This window comes from uncultured Bradyrhizobium sp. (assembly GCF_964252615.1).
In the GTDB taxonomy this organism is placed as follows: Bacteria; Pseudomonadota; Alphaproteobacteria; order Rhizobiales; family Xanthobacteraceae; genus Bradyrhizobium.
In genome coordinates this window covers 19,330-36,473 of sequence record NZ_CAXUNQ010000031.1, presented here as the reverse complement: position 1 = coordinate 36,473, position 17,144 = coordinate 19,330, and the positions used below count along the sequence as shown (strand labels likewise).

Here is a 17,144-nt window from a genome sequence, read left to right as displayed (position 1 = left end):
CCGACCCCTCACGACGATTGCTGACGCTCGGTGCGTCGCGTGAGGCGGCGCGGCGAAGATTCCTTGAGCGACTTTCCACGGCCTGACAGACTCGGATTCGTCATGAAATAATTATGCAGGTTGAAGGGTTCCTCGCCCTTCGCGGCCTTCATACGCGTAGACGATCCATCCGGCAATAACTGCCAGCTTTGCTCGGTATCCTTCAGGTTCGCGACCATGATCTGTTCGAGAACCTGCTGATGCACCGTGGGATTTTGCAAAGGACACAGGACTTCGACGCGCCGGTCGAGGTTGCGCGGCATCATGTCGGCGGAAGAGATATACACAGATGCTTTGGGACCCGGCAGACCGTGTCCCATGCCGAAACAGTAGATTCGGCCATGCTCGAGGAACCGGCCGATGACCGATTTGACGCGGATGTGGTCCGACAGGCCGGGGACGCCGGGCCGCAGGCAGCAGATGCCGCGTACGATCAGTTCGACCGAGACGCCTGCCTGGGACGCTTCATACAACGCATCGATGATATCGGGATCGACCAGCGAATTCATTTTCATCCAGATCGCCGCCGGCTTGCCGTGGCGGGCGTAGTTGGTTTCGCCGCGGATATGCTCAAGCATGCGCTTGCGCAAGGTGAGCGGCGATACCGCCATTTTCTCGATATCGCTCGGCTCGGCATAACCGGTAATGTAATTGAATACGCGCGCGGCATCGCGGCCGATGATCGGATCGGACGTGAAGTAGGACAGATCGGTGTAGATGCGCGCCGTCACCGGATGATAGTTGCCGGTGCCGGTGTGAACATAGGTGGTTAACGTGGCGCCCTCGCGGCGCACCACTAGCGACAGCTTCGCGTGGGTCTTCAACTCAAGGAAACCGTAGACGACCTGTACGCCGGCACGCTCCAGGTCGCGCGCCCAGCGGATGTTGGCCTCCTCGTCGAACCGCGCCTTGAGCTCGACCAGCGCGGTGACCGACTTGCCGGCTTCGGCGGCCTCGACCAGCGTACGCACGATCGGAGAGTCGCGCGATGTGCGATACAGCGTCTGCTTGATCGCGACCACGTCGGGATCGCGCGCCGCCTGCTGCAGGAACTGCACGACCACATCGAAGGATTCATAAGGATGATGGACGATCAGGTCCTTCTGCCGGATCGCCGCAAAGATGTCGCCGCCGTGATCCCTGACGCGCTCGGGATGGCGCGGGACGTAAGGCACGAATTCGAGGTCGGGCCGGTCCAGCCGGGTCAGTTGCGACAATTCGTTCATGGCGAGCACGCCGTCGACCAGCAGTACTTCGTCGTCGGCGGTGGAGAGCGCGCGCTGCACGAAGGCGCGCAATTCTTCCGGCATCGTCGCCTCGATCTCGAGCCGGATCACCGATCCCCGGCGCCGCCGCTTCAACGCCGTCTCGAACAGGCGCACCAGATCTTCCGCCTCTTCCTCGATTTCCAGTTCGGAGTCCCGGATGATGCGGAACGCGCCCTGCCCCTTGACGGTATAGCCGGGGAACAGCCGGCCGATGAACAGGCCGGTCGCCTGTTCCAGCGTGATCAGTCGCACCGCGCCGTCCTTGCCGGCGGGCAGGCGGATGAAGCGATCGATCTTGCCCGGCATGCGGATCAGCGCATTCATCGGCTTGCCGTCGGAAACGCGCGACAGATGCAGTGCGACGGTAAAGCCGAGGCTGGGAATGAACGGGAACGGATGCGCCGGATCGATCGCCAGAGGGGTCAGCAGCGGGAAAATGTTGTGGAGAAAATGATCCTCGATCCAGCTTCGCTCCGCCTTGGTCACCTCGCGGCCGTCAACCAGAATAATGCCGACGTCGGCGAGAATGCCGCGCAGATCGCGCCAGATCGCCTGCTGATCGCCTGCAAGCTTCGAGACGGTTTCGTTGATGAGAACGAGTTGTTCGGAAGGCGACAACCCATCCGGGCTGCGCTCGGTGATGCCCTCCCGCACCTGCGCCTTGATGCCGGCCACGCGGACCATGAAGAACTCATCAAGGTTATTGGCGGAAATCGACAGGAACCGCACCCGTTCCAGCGCCGGATGACCGGGATTGACGGATTCCTCGAGAACCCGGCGATTGAAATGCAGCCACGACAGCTCGCGGTTGATAAAACGTTCCGGACTTGTTCCGATCACGGCCCCTGCGTGAGCTTCTATGTCTTTTTCTTTCAAAACAACGGCTTGTGAGGAATCCATAGGGTGTCGATCCATCCCAGATCAGGAAACTGCGCGGTCACGCGGGCGCAGCTTGTGTTAGTGCGATGACGTTTCAATGACATTGATGTTCCCCGCAGCGCCCCCGTCAAGTCGGGTCGGATCTCAGAGCGACTGCGGATCGGCATCCCGCAACAGTTCGGCCGCCAGCGCCCGGGTCGCCGGTCTGCCCAGCCGTAACGCCTCGGCGTCCAGCAGTTCGACCGCCCGGCGGGCGGCGGCAAATGACCGCTCGATCCGTGCTGCCAGATAGCTCACCACGGTTTCATCGACACTGAGTTGCCGGTCCACGCAGAATTTGACGATCAGCGCGCGAAATAGTTGATCGTCGGGCGGCAGCAGCGTTACCACCGGCACCGCGCGGAACCGCGAGCGCAAATCGCGCAGTTCAACCTGAAAGGCCGCCGGCGGTACCCGCGCCGTGATCAGGACGAACGCCTGATCTTCGCGCGCGAGATTCATCAGATGAAACAGCGCGCGCTCGTCAAAGCTTGACTGGTTCAGGTCTTCGACCACCAGCGCACCGGTCGCCAGCGCTCCGGGCACCGCAGCTGCGGATAGCGCCTGTGCGGTGGTCGATCGCGCACCGACCTCCTCCGCCCAGATCGCGGCGAGGTGACTTTTGCCGGAGCCTTCCGGGCCCGCTAGCAGCATGATCCGGTTCGGCCAGTCGGGCCAGCCGTCTATCAGCGAGAGAGCCGCCGCGTTGGCCGGTCCTTCGAGAAAATTATCGCGCGAGCGGCTCTCGGCGTGCGGCAACGCAAACGCTAGCTGACGAGGTTGAACGCGGGCTGCCACGCAGTCACTCCATGCCGGCGCACCGGCGTACCCTAGTTGACTTCGATCGTGCTCATGTGCCGTACCCACTCCACCAGATAGAGCGATACGGAAACCAAAGTAAAGATCGTCACAAAACCCATCAGGATCAGGTCATACGGCGTCGACCTGAAGCCAAATCCGAGCGCGGCCAGCACCAGCGCGGCGAACGCAACCTGCGCGACTGTGTTAAGCTTCGATACCATCAACGGCTTCATCGGAATCGGCTTGCCGAACAACCACGATACGATCACGGCCGATACGATCATGATATCCCGCGACACCACCAGAATGACGATCCAGCGCGGCACCGCGCCCCATATTCCGAGCGCCACATAGATCGAAACCAGCAGCGCCTTGTCGGCCAGCGGGTCGAGCAGCGCACCGAGTTCACTGGCCATGTCGAAGCGTTTGGCGAGAAAGCCATCCACCGCATCGCTGATGCCGGCGACGACGAAAATCACGAAGGCAACCTCCATCCTGTCGGACGCAATTGCCCAGACGATGAAAGGCACCAGCAAGATGCGCCCCAGCGTAATGATGTTCGGAATGCTCACCTGGCGTTTCCCGGCCTCCGGCCCGATTTCACTCAAGATCAGAGCTTTCGATGCCCGGACCGGCTTCCTGTTTACATAGACCATGCCGGGAGCGCTTGCGAGCCATTGCACGCCGGTGAAATCCGACGTAACCACCCCGGCGAACATCTGGAATCGGGCATGGCCGAGCAAAAGAACGGGCTGACATACGCGGACTCCGGGGTCGATATCGATGCCGGCAACCGTCTGGTCGATCTGATCAGGCCGATGGTTCGCGCCACCGCCCGGACCGGGGCCGACGCCGAGATCGGCGGCTTCGGCGGGATATTCGATTTGAAGGCTGCCGGCTTCGAGGATCCGGTTCTGGTCGCCGCAACCGACGGAGTCGGCACCAAGGTCAAGATCGCAATCGAAACCGGCTTGCACGCCGGCATCGGCATCGACCTGGTGGCGATGTCGGTGAACGACCTCGTGGTGCAGGGCGCCGAGCCGCTGTTCTTCCTGGACTATTTTGCCTGCGGCAAGCTCGATCCGGAGGCCGCCGCCAGCATCGTGGCGGGCATCGCGGAGGGCTGCCGGGAATCCGGTTGCGCGCTGATCGGCGGCGAAACCGCCGAGATGCCCGGGCTCTACAAGGACGGCGACTACGACCTTGCGGGCTTCGCGGTCGGCGCCGCTGAACGCGGCACGCTGTTGCCGCGCGCCGACATCGCGGCCGGCGATGCGGTGATTGGATTGGTTTCGTCGGGCGTTCACTCCAATGGATTTTCACTGGTCCGCAGGATCGTCGAAGTATCCGGGCTCAGCTTCGATGCGCAGGCGCCGTTCTCGCCGGTCATGACGCTCGGCGGCGCGCTGCTGACGCCGACGCGTCTTTACGTGAAATCATGCCTGCGCGCGATCCGCGAAACCGGCGCGGTCAAGGGACTGGCCCACATCACCGGCGGCGGTTTCACCGATAACATCCCGCGCGTGCTGCCGAAGCACCTTGGCGTCGGCATCGACCTCGCGCGCTTGCAGGTGCTTCCGGTGTTCAAATGGCTTGCGCGGCAAGGCGGCCTTGCCGAACTCGAACTGCTGCGAACCTTCAACTGCGGCATCGGCATGATTGCCATCGTAAAATCCGACGCGGTCGATCAGGTCATGGACCTCTTCACAGAGGCCGGCGAAAGCGTGGCGCTGCTCGGCGAGGTCATACCCGCCGCCGGCGGGCATCGCGTGGTCTATAATGGTCATCTCGACCTTGAATGGTGATGCCATGAAGCGCCGGGTCGCGATCCTGATATCCGGGCGCGGATCGAACATGACGGCGCTGATCGAGGCCGCCAAGGAGCACGATGTACCGGCCGAGATCGTGGTCGTCATCTCCAACAAGGCGGACGCAAGCGGGCTGCCAAATGCCCGCGACCGCGGCGTCCCGGCGGTCATCCTCGAAAGCAAACCATTCGGCAACGACCGGGCGGGTTTTGAAGCCGAGCTGCAAGCCGTGCTGGACGACAATCGTGTCGACCTGATCTGCCTGGCCGGCTTCATGCGGCTGTTCACCGCGGAATTCGTGCAGCGCTGGCAGGGCCGCATGCTCAACATCCACCCCTCCTTGCTGCCGTCGTTTCCCGGCCTCGATCCGCACGGACAGGCATTGCGCGCCGGGGTGAAAATTTCCGGCGCGACCGTGCATTTCGTGATTCCGGAAACCGATGCGGGCCCGATCGTGATGCAGGGCGCGGTCGCGGTGCGCGATGACGACACGCCGGCAACGCTGGCCGCCCGCGTGCTCCAGATCGAGCATCGCATCTACCCCGACGCGCTGCGGCTGGTGGCCGGCGGCGGAACGCGGCTGGATGGCGGCGTGTGCAGGACCACGGCCCATGGCCGTTCCGGCGACACCCTGATTTCGCCGGAACTCGCCTGATCCGAAGCCGATGCCGCAAAACAAATCCCCCGGCTTTCACCGGGGGCCATCGCCAATCGTGACCGATCGCGGCGAAGTTCTAGGAAACTTTCAGGTTCTCGGCGGATGACTTGCCGCGATTTTCGACGAGGTCATATTCGACGACCTGATTTTCATTGAGGGTAGAGAGTCCGGCGCGCTCGACCGCGGAGATGTGGACGAACACGTCCTTGTCGCCTTGCATCGGCTTGATGAACCCATAACCCTTGGTCGGGTTGAACCACTTGACGGTGCCTTTTTGCATCGCCTGTCTCCTGCTCTAGACATAAAAAAGACGCGCCACGCTTTTTGCGTGCCACGCCACAAGCGGGCTTCCGGAAGTCTGCTCAATTTCCAAGTCACGAAACGCACAGTCGAACGGCCTAAATCCGATTGTGCCGCGATTGCAACACGAAAATTGCGCGTTAGCAAGTCTCGGTCTTGCCTCAAGCCCGACGTCGCGGCTCGAATTTATTCTGAAATTCGAGATCCGGATGCAGCATCCAGATGCCGGGTATCGCGGGCCGATCGTGGGGTGAACCAGGGCCTCGTCACAGCTCCAGGCCCCGGCCGGATGGTCCAAGGCGTCCGGATTGATCGAACGCGCCGACCATCGGCATATGCGGACGGCGCCCGTCGCTCAGAACGGCTTCGCGGCAACATAACCTTGCACTCCGAAATCCTCCCTCGATCCGGACATCAGCGGCACGAGGTCGTTCGGATGAATGAATTCATCCCTGAAGCACGCATGCACTTTGGGATCAAAAATGCTTTTCAACCAGTCGATAACGACCTTGTGGCGATCGGAGTTTCGGAACTCCTTGTGATAGGTGAGCCATAGATCCATGTGATAGTTGATTCCGAGATCGATCGCGACCAAGGGCGCGCCGAGTGCTATCGCCGAGGTCGGCAGAAAGCCGATCCCGGCGCCCCGCTCGATGGCATAAAGAACCGCCACGCTGGAATTGGTTGATATCCCTACGATGCCCTCCAGCGACTCCAATCCCAAAATGCGCGCATAACCGGTTTCATCAAGCTGCACGCCATGCTGTTTGACGATCCGATGATTTCTGAGATCCATGAGGGATTTTGGAAGTCCATAATCATCGCGATATGCTTCCGACGCAAATGTATAGATGTGGAGCCGTCCAAGCTTTGCGACAATGAGGTCCGGGTCGGTCGGCCGCTCGAGCTGAATTGAAATATCCGCCTCGAGGCGCGACACGTCGGCCTGCTCCATGGCGCAACGAAGATCGACCGTGATCTTTCGATAGGTTTTCTGGAAATCGATCAGCCTGGGAAGAATCCAGAAATTCCCCGGCCCCTCGGTCACGGCCACGCGCACCGTTCCATTCGTATCCGTTGACGACGCGCGGCGAAAAATGTTGAAGCTGAGACGCTCCATCTGTTCAACATCCAACAGCAAGGCTCTTCCCTCGTCGCTCAGCGACAGGCCCGACTGATCGCGCAAGAAGAGCTTGAACCCCAATTCCTCTTCAAGCCTGTCGATCTTTCGCATAAGGGTCGTGCCGGTCAGCCCGAGCGCATCCGCTGCAGTTCTGAAACTTTGATGACGGGCGCACAAAAGAAATGCCCGCAGATCCTCCCACGAGGCGTTGAGCGCATCATCGATTTTTTTGCGCTGCGCTGGCGCAGCACCCCGATGCAAATGTTGCGGCATACCCGTCATTCCCGTCAGGTATGATCATTGTCACACATATGGAAACCATAAATGCATAAAGTAACAAGAGAAAGCGGGGATTTGGTCGCACGGCACGACCTGGACGGGCTGCTGCTCTCGGCCACGATCAGTGCGGAACCGGCTGAGCTTCATCAGTTGGCTGCCTTGGCCGAGATCGCCAACCGCGAGATCCCCGGCGTCAACGCATCGGAAGCCGGACTGACCCAGTTTCTGCGCGACGATCCGGAGTCGATTTTCGCTTTTCGACGCAGGGAGACGCTGCTGGGGGGCATCGCGTTCCTGTATCTCAACTGCCGGGGACAGGATGCACTCCTGCTCGATAACATCGACTTGAAAAACCCCGGTCGCGAGTTTCTGGCACGCGGCGGCGAGGAAGTATCCGCTATTTATGTTTGGGCCCTCGCCGGCTATGGCCGCGCAGCGATCGGATTAGGAAACGTTGCCGCGCGTTTGAGAAGGCCGCGTTTTATTGGCGCCGATTACTTTGCGCAACCATCGACCGCAGCGGGGCGCGATTTGCTTGTCGCGCTCGGATTCAAATCGACACCGAGCTACCAGCCCGACCTTTGGCGTTATGAACGCCGCTCACAGCATTTCCCGATTCATATGCCGGCACCGATTTCATCAGCAAGGAGTTTTCTAAATGCTTGGCAATAAGTCACTACCATGCGCTAAATCCGAGGCGCGGGCCATTTCGGTCCGTCTGGCGCGCGATCCCAACGATCTCATGCTTGTCACCGCCATTCGCGCGGCGGTTTATCTTGCCGAGCAGGATTGCCCGATCGAGGAGGAGTTCGACGGCAACGATCTGGTGGCGGCGCACTTCATCGGGTTTGTTGGGAAGGAGCCGGCGGCCTGCCTTCGCGTGCGGTTTTTCGGCGAGTTCGCGAAGGTCGAGCGGTTGGCCGTGCGCCACCAATTCCGGCGCTCGCGGATTTCGTTCAAGCTGGTACAGGCCAGCGTCGACTACATCAAGCGCAAGGGTTTTCGAAAAATCTACGGTCAGGCGCAGGACCGGCTGGTGGACTTCTGGTCGCATTTCGGCGCCAGGCCGCTCGGTGACAACCGCAAGCTCACCTTTTCCGACTTTTCCTACACCGAAATGGTCCTTGACCTCGAGCCGGGGCCGGACGCCATTACGCTCGATAGTGATCCTTACGTGATCATTCGGCCGGAAGGCGATTGGGACCGACCGGGCGTGCTGGACGTCTCCGCGGGTCGTGCCGTGACCTCGCCGGTTCGCCAAATGTGATTCCCGGTGGCCGTCATGATCGATCGAAAATTCGCGTTGTCCATGCACGACGATCCGCCGATCCTGGTCTGCGCCGACCTTCAGACCGAATATCTCACCGAGGGGCGCAGCCACGTGATCGCCGATGCCGACGCGGTCACGTCGCGAAGCCTTGAACTGCTGACGCTCTGGCGCGGCAATCTCTGGCCGGTGATGCACCTGAAGCGGATTACCCAGGCGGCGTGGTTCAATCCGGCATCAAGCCTGACGGACTGGATCGCGACGTTGAAGCCCAGACCGGGGGAACTCACGTTCGAACACCCGCTGCCATCGGCGTACAGCTCGACGCGGTTTGCGGAATACATGTCGAACATGAAAACCATCCGCTGCGTGATGCTGGGGTTCTCGCTCGATGAAACCATCCTGTCGACCGTCATCGACGGATTCCATCGCAGCCACAGCTATCAGGTCGTTCGAGACGCGGTAGCCTGCCGCCGGCGGGCGGATGGCGACGCCGCAGCCTACAAGGGCGTCCTGGTGGAAGTGATCGGCAACTACGCCCGCGTCCGGCGCAGTTCCGATCTTATCGCGGCCGTCAGGGAGATTACGGTATGACGAAAACCGAAACCACAACCCCCGAAGGATCGATCATGGTCCACCGCGTTCGGCCGGCTCCATGAGCATGCGCCGATCGGCGTCGATCTTCCTCAACGCGGCCATAAGCCGCAGACCGTCACCGGCAAGCGGGTCGACGTCGATGCTCTGCAACAACTAGGGCAATTTATTATCAAAATCGCCGGAATCGTGATCGCTCACCATGAAAACTCCAGACGCGAGTAAGCATCATGACCCAAAAGGATGATCTTAGCGAACTGTCGTCCCTCATCCTATCGGCAATCGAAATAGCTCGCAACCTGAAGTTGCCTACCAGCACCTATATCCTGTCGATGGCTCTGATGGAAGTCATGCAGGAAAGGGACGCCATCGATACGCGCTCGAAGGGCGACCCGCCACGCTGAAACCAATACCCCGCGAGCCTCATCCAACCACCATGATCCGCGGGTGAGCCGCCCGCCCGGTATTAACGCGGTTGCTCGGCGTGTTGGAGCTTGCGCTTGCGCCAGATCGATCCCATGACCAATACGACGATGAGTCCGAGCACTGCGCAGATGGTTTCGCCTCCGTGCCCGCCGCCGCCAAAGTGCGGCGCCACGCCGAAAGTCGCGAGCAAGGCGTCCAGGTGCGCGCCGGCGGGCCCGTCGAAAAAACGCTGCAGCATCGGGTGAACCGCGGGATCGGTCGCGATGACGTCGCCCGCGATCCAGCCCAGCAACGCCGCACCAGCCCATACCAGGATGGGCAGGCGGGTAAGCAATGCCATGATCAGGGCGGCGCCGGCGACGATCAGGGGAACGCTGATGGCGAGCCCGAGAACCAGCAGCGGCACGCTGCCGTTGGCGGCGGCGGCGACCGCGATGACATTGTCGAGGCTCATGACGATGTCCGCAACCACCACGATCTGCACCGCGGCCCACAGATGCGATGCGGATTTTACGGCGTCCTCGTCCTCGTTCTCCGGCACCAGCAGTTTCGCGGCGATCACCATCAGCGCCAGTCCGCCCACCAGCTTGAGGTAGGGCAACTCCATCAGGGTCGCGACGATACCGGTGAAAATGATGCGCAAGATCACGGCCGCGGCCGCACCCAGGATCATGCCCCATAGCCGCTGGCGCGGCTCCAGCCCGCGGCACGCCAGCGCGATCACCAGCGCGTTGTCGCCGGACAGCAGAACGTTGATCCAGATGATCTTGCCGACCGCGACCCAGAATGCGGGCTGCTGCATTTCGCTTTGAAACTGGGTAAAAAATGCTCCGATGTTTGCCGGATCCAAGATCTGCAGCACAGCCTACCCCTCTCAGCCCCCGGCGACCGCCGGCCTCTATGCTCAGCCGACGATTTCATTGCCCGAGAAAAACTGCGCGATCTCGATCGCCGCGGTTTCCGCCGCGTCCGAGCCGTGCACCGAGTTTTCGCCGATCGATTTCGCATGCAGCTTGCGGATGGTGCCGTCGGCCGCCTTGGACGGATCAGTCGCGCCCATGACGTCGCGATGCTTCAGAACGGCGTTTTCGCCCTGCAGAACCTGCACAACGACCGGTCCCGAAATCATGAAGTCCACCAGTTCGCCGAAGAACGGCCGCGCCTTGTGCACGGCATAGAAGGTCTCGGCCTGCTCGCGGGTCATGCGGATGCGCTTCTGCGCCACGATCCGGAGTCCAGCCTTTTCGATCAGGGCGTTGATAGCGCCGGTCAGATTGCGCTCGGTGGCGTCGGGCTTGATGATCGAAAAGGTGCGCTCAATCGCCATGATTTGTCCTTGAAGCGGGATGGGAGATTGCGGCGCTTATATCGGCGCCATCCCGGATCGGCAAGCGACCAAGCCAGGAGAGCAAGCGACATCAGGCCGCTCCCGGCAACGCCGACCGGCCGCAGCTCAAGCGCGATCCATCAACCTTTCAGCCCCTTGGCATCGATCAGGCTTTGCGCCAACGCCTGAACCGCCGCGGCCGGAAGCTGGATGCCCGACAGTTTCCAGCCATCGCCCTGGAAATGAAGGCTCACTCCTCCGGCTTGTTCGGTGTCGCCAAGACGAACCAGAAATTCGACCGGCTTGGTCGGCGAAATCCGGCGCAGCAGGTCGAGCGTGCCGGAAGTGCTGAGTTCGCTGAGACGATGCATGTCCGCGATCGGGTTGCCGCCCAGGCCGACCGCGCCCTGGTTGAGAATGCGCGTGAGGTTTTCCTTGGTCAGCATTTTCGCGATCATGGCATCGGCAACCGTCGCGCCGTAGGAATTTACCAGCATCTGCTCCAGCGGCTTGATCGGCCGGTCACGACCGAGTTGCTTCAAATAGCCGCCCACGATCTGCTCGACCAGGGAATGCCGTAGTCGCGGCAGGTCGGTTCGTGCCAGGACCGCAGCGCCGTCGCCAGCCCGCGCTGCTTCAACCAGGCCGCCAAGGGATATGACAGCCGATCCGACGTAAATTCCGGCACCCACCAACAGAGCAACCAGGACACCAAAAAACCACCGCATGAAGCCACTTTCTTCAAGGTTCGACGCGCGCCCGGCAGGGTTTATCGAGCAAATGAGGCGATAGTGGATCGTGCGGAAGCCTGGGATGCGGGCATTGTTCGCGACGCCAACCTTGCTGCGATTTCATGGAAATGAACCGTTCCTGACAAAGCCGTCCCTGCGCCATTCAGATTTCCGGCGCTAAAGTTCCAGCTGGACTAACCGACGCGCCATCGGCGCCAAACTCGAGGAGACGATCATGTTGCGCAAACTTGGGCTTATTGCAGTTGCCGCGGCCTCGCTCAGCGCGGCCGCATTGGCACCGACATCGGCTTCCGCCTGGGGCGGAGGCCACCATGGTGGCAGTTGGCATGGCGGCTGGGGCGGACCCCGGCTGGTCGTCGGCGGTCCCGCTTATTATGCCGGCTACGGTTATGGCGGCTGCTATGTGCGGCGATTGGTCCCAACCCCTTGGGGGCCGCGCTGGCGCCTGGTCAACCGCTGCTACTGATCGGAACCACCCATTTCGCGATCTAAAGCATCAGCCGCAGTCGCGGCTGGTGCTTGATATGACGGCGCCGGGGGAACCGGCTCGCCGCTTCATTCAATTTTTACGCCATCGGCATGCCATCGATAAACCAACGAAACAATTTTGCCCTGAACGACTTGATCCGATGCCAATAAACATAAACAGCGCACGGAACCGCCGATGTCCGATCGAATCAACCAGAGCAGCGAGGCGATTGATCACCCTATCAGCCGATCAATTTGTTATGCCATCGGCGAACGATTGCAGCAAAATCTGCGCCCGGACAACGCCCGCCTGCCGTCCCATCTCCAGCGCCTGATGGACGAGTTGCAGCGGCGCGACTATCGCGACTGATCCGTCCCGCGATGTCAGGCATGAGCGGCCGGATCCAGATATAGCGTACGATTGGAGTTGCGTTGCCGACCCGATCCGGTGACAACCCCGCATGCTTTCCATTACCGACATCGCCGTCCGGATTGCCGGGCGGCTCCTTATCGAGCATGGCACAGCTCAAATTGTGCCGGGCGCGCGCGTCGGTCTGATCGGTCGCAATGGTGCAGGGAAATCGACCCTGTTCCAGGCCATTCGCGGCGAACTGCCTCTCGAAGCCGGCACCATCGCGATTCCGCCGCGATGGCGCGTCGGCAGTCTTGCCCAGGAAGCTCCAAACGGCCCGGAGAGCCTGACCGACGTCGTTCTCAAAGCCGATGTCGAGCGTGCCGCGCTGCTGCAGGAGGCAGACAGCGCACACGACCCGCACCGGATTGCGGAGATCCAGACCCGGCTTGTCGACATCGACGCGCATTCGGATCCGGCGCGCGCGGCGGCGATCCTGAGCGGGCTCGGATTCTCTACTGCCGATCAGGCGAGGCCGTGTTCGGAATTCTCCGGCGGGTGGCGCATGCGGGTGGCGCTTGCGGCGACGCTGTTTTCGGCCCCCGATTTGCTGCTGCTGGACGAACCGACCAACTATCTCGATCTGGAGGGCACGCTGTGGCTGGAAGATCATCTGGCGAATTATCCGCGCACCGTCATCGTCATCAGCCATGACCGCGACTTGCTGGATACTTCGGTCGATCAGATCCTGCACCTGGATCGCGGCAAGCTGACGCTCTATCGCGGCAGTTATACCTCCTACGAAGAGCAGCGCGCGACCAGGGAGATGCTCGACGCCAAGCACGCCAAACGCCAGGACGCCGAGCGCAAGCGGCTGCAGGCCTTCGTCGATCGCTTCAAGGCCAAGGCCTCGAAAGCGCGCCAGGCGCAGTCGCGCGTCAAGATGCTGGAAAAAATGAAGCCGATCGCCGCCGTGGTGCGGCAGGATGTGCGCGAGATCACCTTCCCGGCGCCGGAAAAGATGCTGTCTCCGCCCATCATCGCGGTCGACCATGTCGCCGTCGGCTACGATCCCAAGAACCCGGTGCTGAATCGCGTTACGCTGCGCATCGACAATGACGATCGCATCGCATTGCTGGGCTCCAACGGCAATGGCAAATCCACGCTGGTAAAACTGCTCGCCAACCGGCTGGCGCCGTTCTCCGGCAAGATCACGCGCGCGGACAAGATTTCGATCGCTTATTTCGCCCAGCACCAGCTTGACGAACTGAACGAACAGGGTTCGCCCTACGATCACGTGCGCAAGCTGATGCCCGACGCCCCGGAAACCAAGGTGCGCGGACGCACCGGCGCGATCGGTTTTTCGGGCAAGGCCGGTGACACCGCCGTCAAAAGCCTTTCTGGAGGTGAAAAAGCGCGGCTGCTGCTGGGGCTTGCGACGTTCTTCGGCCCCAACATGATCATTCTCGACGAGCCCACCAACCATCTGGATATCGACAGCCGCGCCGCGCTGGCCGAAGCGATCAATGAGTTTCCTGGCGCGGTCATCATGGTTTCGCATGACCGTTATTTGATCGAATCATGAGCTGATCAATTGTGGGTTGTCGCCGATCGCACCGTGACTCCCTACGACGGCGATCTTGACGACTATCGGCGCATGGTGCTGTCGGCCCGCGGCATGCGCACCGGCTCGCGCGACCGGGGCGCCGATCGCGGCAATGGACGCGACAAACCGCCACGCAACAAGGCAGAAAAGCGCGTGCCGTTGAAGCAGAAGATCATCGATGCCGAGACGGAAATGGCGCGCATCAACGGCATCATCTCGAAAATCGATGTCGCGCTGTCGCTGCCCGATCTGTTCCAGCGCGATCCGAAACAGGCGGCGCAGCTGAGCAGGGCACGCGCCGGCGCTGCAAGCGCCTTGCAACGCGCGGAAGAAGAATGGTTGGCGGCCAGTTCGCAATATGACGAAACCGCCGGGTGATCAGGTACCGCAGGATGGCTCGAGCGCGGCGAAACCATCGTCCACGAGCGGTCGTCCTGACGGGTTCGCTGCGCTCAACCCGTCCGATGATTCATCGGCTACGTCGCCGCCGGTTTCTTCTTCGCCTTGGGCTTGGCCGTTTTCGGCTGGCTCGCCGGCTCGAGGCCGCGTTCGACCGATGACAGGCGGCCGGACGTGAACGTATAAATTCCCGGGCGCGGTCCGCGCGAATAGGTCAGCAATGCGACGCGGCGGCCGGCGCCGTCGGTGGATAAACTCACGTTATCGGGAGCCGTGCCGATGCCACGCGCCACGTCACATTCCGTATGCAGGAGCGCAACAGCCCCGGGCCTCGCCGTCGGCACCCCGGCCGATCCGTCGGTCAGCGCGTTGGCATCGGCGGGAGCACCGGGAGCCGCCATTCCCGGGCACATTCCGTCCGCGCTGATCAGATCGTCTGATGTGACGGGCTTGTCCGGCGTCAACGGCGGCGTCTCGATCGAGACATTCCTGATGAACATCCTGCCCGGGCGCGAAAACCAGTCCGCGTCCTTGGTCAGCAGGTCCGAGGAAAACATACTGGCGGTGCTCGAGCAGCCGGCTATCAGCGGAGCCGCCAGTACCAGCAGAAGCAATCGCTGTCGATGAGGATTGTCTTGTCGCACGATCAATTACGTTCCCGCCCCCGCGCCCTAAGCGCCTGTCCCACCATCACTTTGCGGCACCACCGTGGCTATGTCCTAACGGCGCGGACCGAATCTCGGATTATTACTAACTGCCTGATATCAGTTATTCCCGCCGCCGCCACCCGCCCCGCTCATCGGCCTGCCAATAAGTGACCTCAAAGCCCCGCGACTTGCAATCGGTCCATGCGGTGCGGGCCGCGGCCAGCGCGTCGCCATCGTCGCCGTTGAAAACCACGACAAGGCGCTCATAGCCATGGCAATCGGCCGGCAACGCGGCATTGTCGACCAGGAACCGGACATTGGCGTTGTTGGGATTGTCCCCCTCGATCGCGAGCACGATCGGCTGATCCAGGGCGTCGCCGACACGCCAGGTGGCGTGCGGCAAGAACGAATCGTCCCGATAAGTCCACAGATGCGCATCGAGCGCGTCGGCGCGTTCTTCCGATGTGGCTTGCACCACAACGCGCCAGCCGCGCTCCAGCGATTTCTCGAGCAGCGGCGGCAAGACATTCTCAAGGCTCATGTTCTGCAGATGATAGAACAGGACTTCCGTCATCGCTTGCCTTCATAATGCTCGGCGACCAGCCGCTCCAGCAGCCGCACGCCGTAGCCCGAGCCCCAGCTCTGGTTGATCTCCGTCTTGGGCACGCCCATCGCGGTGCCGGCGATATCGAGATGCGCCCAGGGCGTGTCGCCAACGAAGCGCTGCAGAAACTGTGCGGCGGTGATCGACCCGCCATTGCGCGCGCCGGCGTTCTTCATGTCGGCGAACTGCGAATCCATCAGCTTGTCGTATTCCGGGCCCATCGGCAGCCGCCAGACCTTCTCGCCGGTCGCCTGCCCGGCGGCATACAGCCGTTCCGACAGTTCGTCGTCATTCGAGAACAATCCGGCGTGTTCAGTGCCGAGCGCCACCAGGATGGCGCCGGTCAAGGTCGCCAGATCGATCATGAATTTCGGCTTGAACTTCTCTTTGACGTACCAGAGCACGTCGGCCAGCACGAGACGGCCTTCGGCGTCGGTGTTGATGATTTCGATGGTCTGACCCGACATCGAGGTGACGATGTCGCCGGGGCGTTGCGCATTGCCGTCGGGCATGTTTTCGACGAGGCCGATGGCACCGACCGCGTTGATCCGGGCCTTGCGCCCGGCCAGCGCGTGCATCAATCCGACCACGCAGGCAGCACCTCCCATGTCGCCTTTCATGTCTTCCATGCTTCCGGACGGTTTGATCGAAATGCCGCCGGTGTCAAAGCAAACGCCCTTGCCGACAAAGGCAACCGGCTGATCGCCTTTCCTGCCGCCGTCCCAGCGCATGATCACGGTGCGGCTCGGCCGCGTGGAACCCTGCCCCACGCCGAGCAACGCTCCCATCCCGAGCTTCGTCATCGCCTTCACATCGAGCACGTCGATGCCGACGCCAAGTTTGCGCAACTGGCTGGCGCGGCGCGCGAATTCGACCGGAAACAATACGTTCGGCGGCTCGTTCACCAGATCACGCGCAAGGATGACCCCGTCGACGATGTGATCGTCGGACGCGAAGGCTTTCTTCGCCGCGGACACATCGCCGACCGCCAGTGAAATCTCTGCGCTGAGCGGAGGCTCTTCGCCATCCTTCTTTTTGGTCTTGTAGCGATCGAATTTGTAAGCGCGCAGGCGCACGCCGGCGGCGACGGCGGCTACCTGTTCCGGCGTCATGGGCCCAGCCGGCAGTTCGGCGATGATCGTCACGGCCTCATTGCCCGGACGAAGTTTGCCGGCCACGGCACCGCCGAGCTTGAGGAAATCGTTGTTCTTGAGCTCGGGCTGCTTGCCGGTTCCGACCACGATCAGCCGGCTGGCTTTGACGCCTTCGGGCGCCAGAAAATCAAGCGTAGACGCGCTCTTGGCCTTGAATTGCTCGGCAGCAGCCGCGCGCTTGATGGTGCCGGCCGCCGGCCCCAGCGCCTTGCTGGTCGCCGGACCGAAGTTCAGCGTATCGTCGCAAAATACCACCAGGATGCCGCGCAATGCGCTGGAAAACGGGACGAAGCCGACCTTAACGGCGTCGGGCATAGGGAATCCTCCAAAATCAGGCTGTCGGGGAACGGGTCC

At 61.8% G+C, this 17,144-nt stretch carries 19 protein-coding genes and 1 pseudogene; 9 read left to right on the top strand and 11 right to left on the bottom strand.

The window, feature by feature from the left end; genetic code table 11:
* Positions 1-8: 8 nt before the first annotated feature.
* The 3 genes from ACFE72_RS15795 to ACFE72_RS15785 all read right to left on the bottom strand — a co-directional run bounded on the left by ACFE72_RS15795 (position 9) and on the right by ACFE72_RS15785 (position 3,598).
* A complete protein-coding gene (locus ACFE72_RS15795; RefSeq protein ID WP_375414050.1) occupies positions 9-2,207 on the bottom strand; it encodes an RNA degradosome polyphosphate kinase in 2,199 nt (732 codons plus the stop codon).
* A 123-nt stretch (positions 2,208-2,330) separates the two neighbouring features.
* A complete protein-coding gene (locus tag ACFE72_RS15790; RefSeq protein WP_375414049.1) occupies positions 2,331-3,023 on the bottom strand; it encodes a chromosomal replication initiator DnaA in 693 nt (230 codons plus the stop codon).
* A gap of 32 nt (positions 3,024-3,055) precedes the next feature.
* The gene (locus tag ACFE72_RS15785; RefSeq protein WP_375414072.1) at positions 3,056-3,598 is read right to left on the bottom strand and encodes a CDP-alcohol phosphatidyltransferase family protein; all 543 of its coding nucleotides are present in this window, start codon (positions 3,596-3,598) and stop codon (positions 3,056-3,058) included.
* 159 nt (positions 3,599-3,757) lie between these two features.
* Between ACFE72_RS15785 and purM the strand changes: the two genes are divergently transcribed.
* Together purM and purN are read left to right on the top strand one after the other, a co-directional pair.
* The gene (purM, locus tag ACFE72_RS15780) at positions 3,758-4,831 is read left to right on the top strand and encodes a phosphoribosylformylglycinamidine cyclo-ligase (RefSeq protein WP_375414048.1); all 1,074 of its coding nucleotides are present in this window, start codon (positions 3,758-3,760) and stop codon (positions 4,829-4,831) included.
* A 4-nt stretch (positions 4,832-4,835) separates the two neighbouring features.
* On the top strand, positions 4,836-5,489 hold the full coding sequence (gene purN, locus ACFE72_RS15775; RefSeq protein ID WP_375414047.1) for a phosphoribosylglycinamide formyltransferase: 654 nt from the start codon (positions 4,836-4,838) through the stop codon (positions 5,487-5,489).
* 79 nt (positions 5,490-5,568) lie between these two features.
* On the opposite strand, the gene ACFE72_RS15770 is transcribed toward purN, so the two are convergent.
* Both ACFE72_RS15770 and ACFE72_RS15765 read right to left on the bottom strand, forming a co-directional pair.
* Positions 5,569-5,772, bottom strand: a complete 204-nt coding sequence (locus ACFE72_RS15770) for a cold-shock protein (protein ID WP_375414046.1) — start codon at positions 5,770-5,772, stop codon at positions 5,569-5,571.
* A gap of 375 nt (positions 5,773-6,147) precedes the next feature.
* Positions 6,148-7,188 (bottom strand): LysR family transcriptional regulator, encoded by a 1,041-nt coding sequence (locus ACFE72_RS15765; protein ID WP_375414071.1) that lies wholly within the window; start codon positions 7,186-7,188, stop codon positions 6,148-6,150.
* 51 nt (positions 7,189-7,239) lie between these two features.
* On the opposite strand from ACFE72_RS15765, the gene ACFE72_RS15760 reads away from it, so the two are divergent.
* The 4 genes from ACFE72_RS15760 (at position 7,240) to ACFE72_RS15745 (ending at position 9,459) form a co-directional block, all read left to right on the top strand.
* Positions 7,240-7,866 carry a hypothetical protein gene (locus tag ACFE72_RS15760; protein WP_375414045.1) on the top strand — a complete coding sequence of 209 codons (627 nt, stop codon included), beginning with the start codon at positions 7,240-7,242 and terminating at the stop codon, positions 7,864-7,866.
* On the top strand, positions 7,853-8,461 hold the full coding sequence (locus ACFE72_RS15755) for a GNAT family N-acetyltransferase (protein ID WP_375414044.1): 609 nt from the start codon (positions 7,853-7,855) through the stop codon (positions 8,459-8,461). Before ACFE72_RS15760 ends, ACFE72_RS15755 begins: the two co-directional genes overlap by 14 nt.
* A gap of 15 nt (positions 8,462-8,476) precedes the next feature.
* Complete coding sequence (locus tag ACFE72_RS15750) at positions 8,477-9,055, top strand: cysteine hydrolase family protein (RefSeq protein WP_375414043.1); 579 nt, start codon at positions 8,477-8,479, stop codon at positions 9,053-9,055.
* 230 nt (positions 9,056-9,285) lie between these two features.
* A complete protein-coding gene (locus ACFE72_RS15745; protein ID WP_375414042.1) occupies positions 9,286-9,459 on the top strand; it encodes a hypothetical protein in 174 nt (57 codons plus the stop codon).
* A 62-nt stretch (positions 9,460-9,521) separates the two neighbouring features.
* On the opposite strand, the gene ACFE72_RS15740 is transcribed toward ACFE72_RS15745, so the two are convergent.
* The 3 genes from ACFE72_RS15740 to ACFE72_RS15730 all read right to left on the bottom strand — a co-directional run bounded on the left by ACFE72_RS15740 (position 9,522) and on the right by ACFE72_RS15730 (position 11,536).
* Positions 9,522-10,283, bottom strand: a complete 762-nt coding sequence (locus ACFE72_RS15740) for a TerC family protein (RefSeq protein WP_375414070.1) — start codon at positions 10,281-10,283, stop codon at positions 9,522-9,524.
* A 102-nt stretch (positions 10,284-10,385) separates the two neighbouring features.
* On the bottom strand, positions 10,386-10,808 hold the full coding sequence (gene ndk, locus ACFE72_RS15735) for a nucleoside-diphosphate kinase (protein WP_375414041.1): 423 nt from the start codon (positions 10,806-10,808) through the stop codon (positions 10,386-10,388).
* 140 nt (positions 10,809-10,948) lie between these two features.
* On the bottom strand, positions 10,949-11,536 hold the full coding sequence (locus ACFE72_RS15730; protein WP_375414040.1) for a DUF2939 domain-containing protein: 588 nt from the start codon (positions 11,534-11,536) through the stop codon (positions 10,949-10,951).
* A 238-nt stretch (positions 11,537-11,774) separates the two neighbouring features.
* On the opposite strand from ACFE72_RS15730, the gene ACFE72_RS15725 reads away from it, so the two are divergent.
* From ACFE72_RS15725 to ACFE72_RS15715, 3 genes and pseudogenes are all read left to right on the top strand, one after another.
* The gene (locus ACFE72_RS15725) at positions 11,775-12,026 is read left to right on the top strand and encodes a sulfur globule protein precursor (protein ID WP_375414039.1); all 252 of its coding nucleotides are present in this window, start codon (positions 11,775-11,777) and stop codon (positions 12,024-12,026) included.
* Between the two features lie 198 nt (positions 12,027-12,224).
* A complete protein-coding gene (locus ACFE72_RS15720; protein ID WP_375414038.1) occupies positions 12,225-12,398 on the top strand; it encodes a hypothetical protein in 174 nt (57 codons plus the stop codon).
* Positions 12,399-12,489: 91 nt separating this feature from the next.
* Positions 12,490-14,364: pseudogene (locus ACFE72_RS15715) on the top strand (ABC-F family ATP-binding cassette domain-containing protein).
* Positions 14,365-14,462: 98 nt separating this feature from the next.
* Here the strand turns inward: ACFE72_RS15715 and ACFE72_RS15710 are convergent.
* The 3 genes from ACFE72_RS15710 to ACFE72_RS15700 all read right to left on the bottom strand — a co-directional run bounded on the left by ACFE72_RS15710 (position 14,463) and on the right by ACFE72_RS15700 (position 17,105).
* Entirely contained in the window at positions 14,463-15,029 is a 567-nt protein-coding gene (locus tag ACFE72_RS15710) for a hypothetical protein (protein ID WP_375414069.1), read from the bottom strand.
* Between the two features lie 124 nt (positions 15,030-15,153).
* The gene (locus ACFE72_RS15705; RefSeq protein ID WP_375414037.1) at positions 15,154-15,606 is read right to left on the bottom strand and encodes a DNA polymerase III subunit chi; all 453 of its coding nucleotides are present in this window, start codon (positions 15,604-15,606) and stop codon (positions 15,154-15,156) included.
* Positions 15,603-17,105 (bottom strand): leucyl aminopeptidase, encoded by a 1,503-nt coding sequence (locus tag ACFE72_RS15700; RefSeq protein ID WP_375414036.1) that lies wholly within the window; start codon positions 17,103-17,105, stop codon positions 15,603-15,605. The genes ACFE72_RS15705 and ACFE72_RS15700 overlap by 4 nt, the downstream gene beginning before the upstream one ends.
* Positions 17,106-17,144: the final 39 nt, after the last annotated feature.

Coding starts and splice junctions, on each gene's coding strand:
- ACFE72_RS15740 (WP_375414070.1), bottom strand. CDS start 10,283: ATGCAGCAGCCCGCATTCTGGGTCGCGGTCGGCAAGATCATCTGGATC.
- ACFE72_RS15750 (WP_375414043.1), top strand. CDS start 8,477: ATGATCGATCGAAAATTCGCGTTGTCCATGCACGACGATCCGCCGATC.
- ACFE72_RS15720 (WP_375414038.1), top strand. CDS start 12,225: ATGTCCGATCGAATCAACCAGAGCAGCGAGGCGATTGATCACCCTATC.
- ACFE72_RS15705 (WP_375414037.1), bottom strand. CDS start 15,606: ATGACGGAAGTCCTGTTCTATCATCTGCAGAACATGAGCCTTGAGAAT.
- ACFE72_RS15725 (WP_375414039.1), top strand. CDS start 11,775: ATGTTGCGCAAACTTGGGCTTATTGCAGTTGCCGCGGCCTCGCTCAGC.
- ACFE72_RS15795 (WP_375414050.1), bottom strand. CDS start 2,207: ATGGATTCCTCACAAGCCGTTGTTTTGAAAGAAAAAGACATAGAAGCT.
- purN (WP_375414047.1), top strand. CDS start 4,836: ATGAAGCGCCGGGTCGCGATCCTGATATCCGGGCGCGGATCGAACATG.
- ACFE72_RS15765 (WP_375414071.1), bottom strand. CDS start 7,188: ATGCCGCAACATTTGCATCGGGGTGCTGCGCCAGCGCAGCGCAAAAAA.
- ACFE72_RS15700 (WP_375414036.1), bottom strand. CDS start 17,105: ATGCCCGACGCCGTTAAGGTCGGCTTCGTCCCGTTTTCCAGCGCATTG.
- ndk (WP_375414041.1), bottom strand. CDS start 10,808: ATGGCGATTGAGCGCACCTTTTCGATCATCAAGCCCGACGCCACCGAG.
- ACFE72_RS15755 (WP_375414044.1), top strand. CDS start 7,853: ATGCTTGGCAATAAGTCACTACCATGCGCTAAATCCGAGGCGCGGGCC.
- purM (WP_375414048.1), top strand. CDS start 3,758: ATGGCCGAGCAAAAGAACGGGCTGACATACGCGGACTCCGGGGTCGAT.
- ACFE72_RS15730 (WP_375414040.1), bottom strand. CDS start 11,536: ATGCGGTGGTTTTTTGGTGTCCTGGTTGCTCTGTTGGTGGGTGCCGGA.
- ACFE72_RS15770 (WP_375414046.1), bottom strand. CDS start 5,772: ATGCAAAAAGGCACCGTCAAGTGGTTCAACCCGACCAAGGGTTATGGG.
- ACFE72_RS15745 (WP_375414042.1), top strand. CDS start 9,286: ATGACCCAAAAGGATGATCTTAGCGAACTGTCGTCCCTCATCCTATCG.
- ACFE72_RS15760 (WP_375414045.1), top strand. CDS start 7,240: ATGCATAAAGTAACAAGAGAAAGCGGGGATTTGGTCGCACGGCACGAC.